The 4487-nt window shown below is 72.8% G+C and carries 4 protein-coding genes and 3 pseudogenes; 5 read left to right on the forward strand and 2 right to left on the reverse strand.

The window, feature by feature from the left end; genetic code table 11:
- Positions 1 to 27: 27 nt before the first annotated feature.
- A pseudogene (locus ABZ646_RS40830) lies at positions 28 to 81 on the forward strand (hypothetical protein); the annotation flags it as partial.
- Positions 82 to 94: 13 nt separating this feature from the next.
- Positions 95 to 943: pseudogene (locus ABZ646_RS40835) on the forward strand (cellulose binding domain-containing protein); the annotation flags it as partial.
- Positions 944 to 1143: 200 nt separating this feature from the next.
- Here the strand turns inward: ABZ646_RS40835 and ABZ646_RS40840 are convergent.
- Positions 1144 to 1914, reverse strand: a complete 771-nt coding sequence (locus tag ABZ646_RS40840; protein WP_360531112.1) for a class I SAM-dependent methyltransferase — start codon at positions 1912 to 1914, stop codon at positions 1144 to 1146.
- A gap of 5 nt (positions 1915 to 1919) precedes the next feature.
- On the reverse strand, positions 1920 to 2225 hold the full coding sequence (locus ABZ646_RS40845; RefSeq protein ID WP_360531115.1) for a 4a-hydroxytetrahydrobiopterin dehydratase: 306 nt from the start codon (positions 2223 to 2225) through the stop codon (positions 1920 to 1922).
- Between the two features lie 266 nt (positions 2226 to 2491).
- Between ABZ646_RS40845 and ABZ646_RS40850 the strand changes: the two genes are divergently transcribed.
- The 3 genes and pseudogenes from ABZ646_RS40850 to ABZ646_RS40860 all read left to right on the forward strand — a co-directional run.
- Entirely contained in the window at positions 2492 to 3355 is an 864-nt protein-coding gene (locus ABZ646_RS40850) for a helix-turn-helix transcriptional regulator (RefSeq protein WP_360531118.1), read from the forward strand.
- Between the two features lie 13 nt (positions 3356 to 3368).
- Positions 3369 to 4184, forward strand: a complete 816-nt coding sequence (locus tag ABZ646_RS40855; RefSeq protein ID WP_360531121.1) for an SAM-dependent methyltransferase — start codon at positions 3369 to 3371, stop codon at positions 4182 to 4184.
- Positions 4185 to 4274: 90 nt separating this feature from the next.
- Positions 4275 to 4430, forward strand: a pseudogene (locus ABZ646_RS40860) (nitrate reductase); the annotation flags it as partial.
- Between the last annotated feature and the right edge of the window lie 57 nt (positions 4431 to 4487).

Consider the following 4487-nt stretch of genomic DNA (forward strand, 5'->3'; position numbering starts at 1 on the left):
GCGGTAGTCACCGGCGCGAGCAGCGGAATCGGTGCCGCGACCGCCCGCAGCCTCGCCGCCGCCGGCTACCGCGTCGTCCTCACCGCCCGACGCGAAGACCTTCTACGGTTTCAAGTCCGGGAAGTTCTACGTCAGTACGGACGGCGGCGCGACGTTCTCGGCGTCCGCCGCGACCGGCCTGCCGAGCGGGGACAGCGTGCGCTTCAAGGCGCTGCCCGGGGCGAAGGGCGACGTGTGGCTGGCCGGCGGCGCGTCGGACGGTGCGTACGGCCTCTGGCACTCGACGGACGGCGGCGCGACCTTCACCAGGCTCTCGAACGTCGACCAGGCCGACACCATCGGCTTCGGGAAGGCCGCGCCCGGCGCCTCGTACCAGACCCTCTACACCAGTGCGAAGATCGGCGGCGTCCGGGGCATCTTCCGTTCCACGGACAAGGGCGCGACCTGGACCCGGATCAACGACGACGCCCACCAATGGGGTTGGACAGGTGCGGCTGTCACGGGTGACCCGCGGGTGTACGGCCGGGTGTACGTCTCGACCAACGGCCGGGGTGTGATCTACGGCGACACCTCGGACACCGGCTCGGGCGGCGACGGCGGTGGCACGAACCCGCCGCCGACCGGTGCCTGCACGGTGACCTACAAGATCACCAACCAGTGGACGGGCGGCTTCCAGGCGGACGTCCAGCTCACCAACACGGGCTCGGCGGCATGGAACGGCTGGTCCCTCGGCTGGTCCTTCCCCGGCGGCCAGACCGTCGGCCAGCTCTGGAACGCCGACTGGACCCAGGCCGGCGCAGCCGTGACGGCCGGGAACGTGAGCTGGAACGGCACGGTGGCGGCCGGCTCCTCCGTCTCCTTCGGCTTCACCGGCACCTGGAGCGGCTCCAACGACAGACCCACGGCGTTCAAGCTGGGCGACCGGACCTGCACGGTCGCCTGACCGGCAGAGGGCGCGTACGCCGTCGGCCGGGGCGCCGTGGCCGTTCTTCGTGGTGCGCAGGCCGGAGCCGTTGTCGTCCACGGCCGTCGAGCGGACCTCCGGTGGGGACGGGCGGGTTGAGTGGTGCGCACCGTCGGTCGGCGTCGGAGGTCGTCTCGTTGCCGTCACCTTGCGCCTACTTGGTGTGTCGGTCGACTGGTTCAGGGCTTGCTGAAGGCGCGGACGGTGAAGTGGGGGTCGGGTCGGCGGCGGTCCTGGTCCGGCAGGGCCGCCAGCCGCTCGGCGAACTCCGCCGCCCTGGGGTCGTCGGGGCGCAGCAGGGTGAACCAGCCGCGCCGCAGGTCGGCGATGGTGGAGCGGGGGCTGCGGCCCTGGCCGAGGCCGGGGAAGGCGGCCTGCCCGGCGGGAGTCAGTCCGCTGTCCCGGGCGTGCGCGGTCACGTCGGCGGCCGCGTCCGGTGCGGGGCGGCGTGGGCGGGTGGCCAGCACCGCGTCGATGTCGCTGCCGACGTCGTGCGCGGCGGCCTTGTCGACGGTCGTGACGTACACCCCGCCGGGGCGCAGCACCCGCGCGCACTCGGCGACGATGGTGCGGGTCTCGGTGCCGTCCCGTGCGAGGTGAAGCAGCCAGACGGTGGTGACCGCGTCGAAGGTGGCGTCCGGGAAAGGGAGCCTTCGGCCGTCGGCGAGCACGACCGCCCCCGGCAGCCGGGCGGCGGCCGTGCGTGCCATGGCGTGCGCGCGGTCCGCCCCGGTGACCCGGAGGTCGGGGCGGGCGGCGGCCAGGCGGCGGGTGACGATGCCGGTGCCGCAGCCGAGGTCGAGGAGCCGGCCGGGGCGGCCGGAGAGTGCGCCGGACCGCCCGGTCCTGTCGGGCATCAGGCCGAGGACGGCGTTCGCGGCCGCCGCCGCGCGGGGTTCTCCGCCGCGTGTCGCGTCATAGCCGACGGCTTCCTTGTCGTAGTCGAGCACATGGCTCAGTGTGCGCCGTGGCCTGGGGCGATGTCCTCCACCCTGCGGGCGAGTTCGAAGTCCTTGACGGTGACGGCGCCGCCCGCGCTGTGGGTGTGCACGGTGAGGGCGACGGTGTTGTAGCCGAGGGTGAGGTCGGAGTGGTGGTCGAGTTCGTCCTGGATGGCGGCGATGTGCTGGACCAGCGCGGCGGCGGCGACGTGCGAGTCGAGGCGGTAGGCGCGGGCGAGCCGGTCGCCGTCCACCGACCAGCCCGGCAGCTCGGCCAGCCGGTCCTCGATCTCCTTCTGGGACAGCGGTTCGACGGCCATGGTGCGGTTTCCTTCCCGGATCTACGGGGGCTTGCGGGGTTCTCGAGCGTACGGGGTGGGGGCGGCGCCGGGCGTGCGACGCGACCGTGATCGGTCCCGGCTTCCCGCCGGTGTCCCCGGTCGGCGTCAAGTCGGCGCGTGCGACGACCGGTTGACGCGGCAAAGGTTTCGCGCGTAGACACAGGGGGCCGCCTCGGCTACGTGTGCGACGGCGGCCTCGCGTGGCAGACTGCATGCGTACTTGTGCACGTAAGGGGAGGCGTGGCGTGAGTGAGCGGCGTGCTGCGCCCACGGTCGGTCAGGTCGTGCTCGGCAAGCGTCTGCAGGAGTTGCGGGAGGCGGCGGGCCTGGGCCGGGACGAGGCGGCGCGGGTACTGCGGGTGGCGCAGGCCACCGTGCGGCGGATGGAGATGGCCGAGGTCGCCCTGAAGATCCCGTACGTACAGGTGCTGCTGGAGACGTACGGGGTGCCCGAGGAGGAGCAGGCCGCGTTCGTGCGGCTGGCCGAGGAGGCCAACCAGCCGGGCTGGTGGCAGCGGTTCCACGACGTGCTGCCGGACTGGTTCAGCCTGTACGTGAGCCTGGAGGGCGCCGCCCGGGTGATCCGCTCCTACGAACCGCACTTCTTCCCCGGCCTGTTGCAGACCGAGGCGTACGCGCGGGCCGTGATGGAGGCCGGGACGATCGGCCACACCGACCCCGCGGCCGTGGAACGGCATGTGGACCTGCGGCTGACCCGGCAGCGGCTGCTGGAGCAGGACGATCCGCCCCACCTGTGGGTGATCATGGACGAGACGGTGCTGCGGCGCCCGGTGAGCACCGACTGCGCGGTGATGCGCGAACAGGTCGACAAGCTGCTGGCCTTCGTCGAGCGGGACCGGATCACCCTCCAGCTCGCCGAGTTCGCCAGCGGCCCGCACCCGGGGACGTACGCGCCGTTCACGCTGTTCCGGTTCGCCGAGCCCGAGCTGCCGGACATGGTCTTCACCGAGTACCTGACCGGCGCCCTGTACCTGGACTCCCGGGACGAGGTGGGGGCGCACCTGGAGGTGCTGGACCACATGACGGCCCGGGCCGCCTCCGCGCAGCGGACCGGGGAACTGCTGCGGAAGTACCGCGACGAACTCTGAGGAGCCCGCAAACGTGACCGCATCCGAGCCCGCGCCCCCCGCCGTCGACACCAGCCGGCCGCATCCGGCGCGGGTGTACGACTGGTGGCTGGGCGGCAAGGACAACTACCCGGTGGACGAGGAACTCGCCCGGCGGATCCTGGCCGTGGACGGCACGGTGCTGCGCGGGGCGCGCGCCAACCGCCGGTTCATGCAGCGGGCGGTCCGGGTCGTCGCCGAGTCCGGCACCCGGCAGTTCCTGGACATCGGCACGGGCATCCCCACCGAGCCCAATCTGCACCAGGTGGCGCAGGGCGTCGCACCGGAGTCGAAGGTGGTGTACGCGGACAACGACCCGATCGTGCTGCGGCACGCGGAGGCCCTGCTGCGCGGCACGCCCGAGGGCAGCACCGCGTATGTGCACGCCGACGTGCGCGACCTCGACACCCTGCTGGCCAGGGCCGCCGAGACCCTGGACTTCACGGAACCGGTCGCGCTGTCCCTGGTGGCGCTGACCCACTACCTCGGCGACGACCCGGACGGCGACGACGTGTACGGCCTGCTGCGTAGGTACGTCGAGGCGCTCGCGCCGGGCAGCCACCTGATCCTCTCCCAGGTCACCCCGGACCTGAGCCCGGCGGCCGTCGAGCAGGCGGCGGCGAACTTCCGGCGCAGCGGGACGCCCTTCCACCCGCGTTCGCTGCCCGGGTTCTCCCGCTTCTTCGACGGTCTGGAGCTGCTCGGTCCCGGCGTGATCCCGGTCTCCGGCTGGCGCCCGGACCCCGAGGACGTGGCCCTCCAGCAGGAGGGGATCGTGCCGGTGTACGGCGGTGTGGCCCTCAAGGTGTGACCCGTCCGGGCGCCCTGAACGGGTGCTTTCCCGCGCCCGCCCCTAGCGTCGAGACGAAGGGGGCGCAGCAAGGGAGGCGAAGGAGGACCGATGCCCTCGGACGCGGTGTTCTACCAGGCGGCGGCGCTCTGTCTGACCTATCCGGACGACGACTTCATCGCCCGGCTGCCGCTGCTGCGCGAAGCCGCCCCGCAGCTGCGGGAGTTCACCGACCACGCGACGGTGACCCCGCCGCCGGAGCTGGCTTGACCGTCAGGCCAGCGAGATCTGGTCGCCGGCGACCGTGATGTTCGCCGCGGTCAG

Origin of the sequence: Streptomyces sp. NPDC007162 (assembly GCF_040634175.1) — a bacterium.
Taxonomy (GTDB): domain Bacteria; phylum Actinomycetota; class Actinomycetes; order Streptomycetales; family Streptomycetaceae; genus Streptomyces.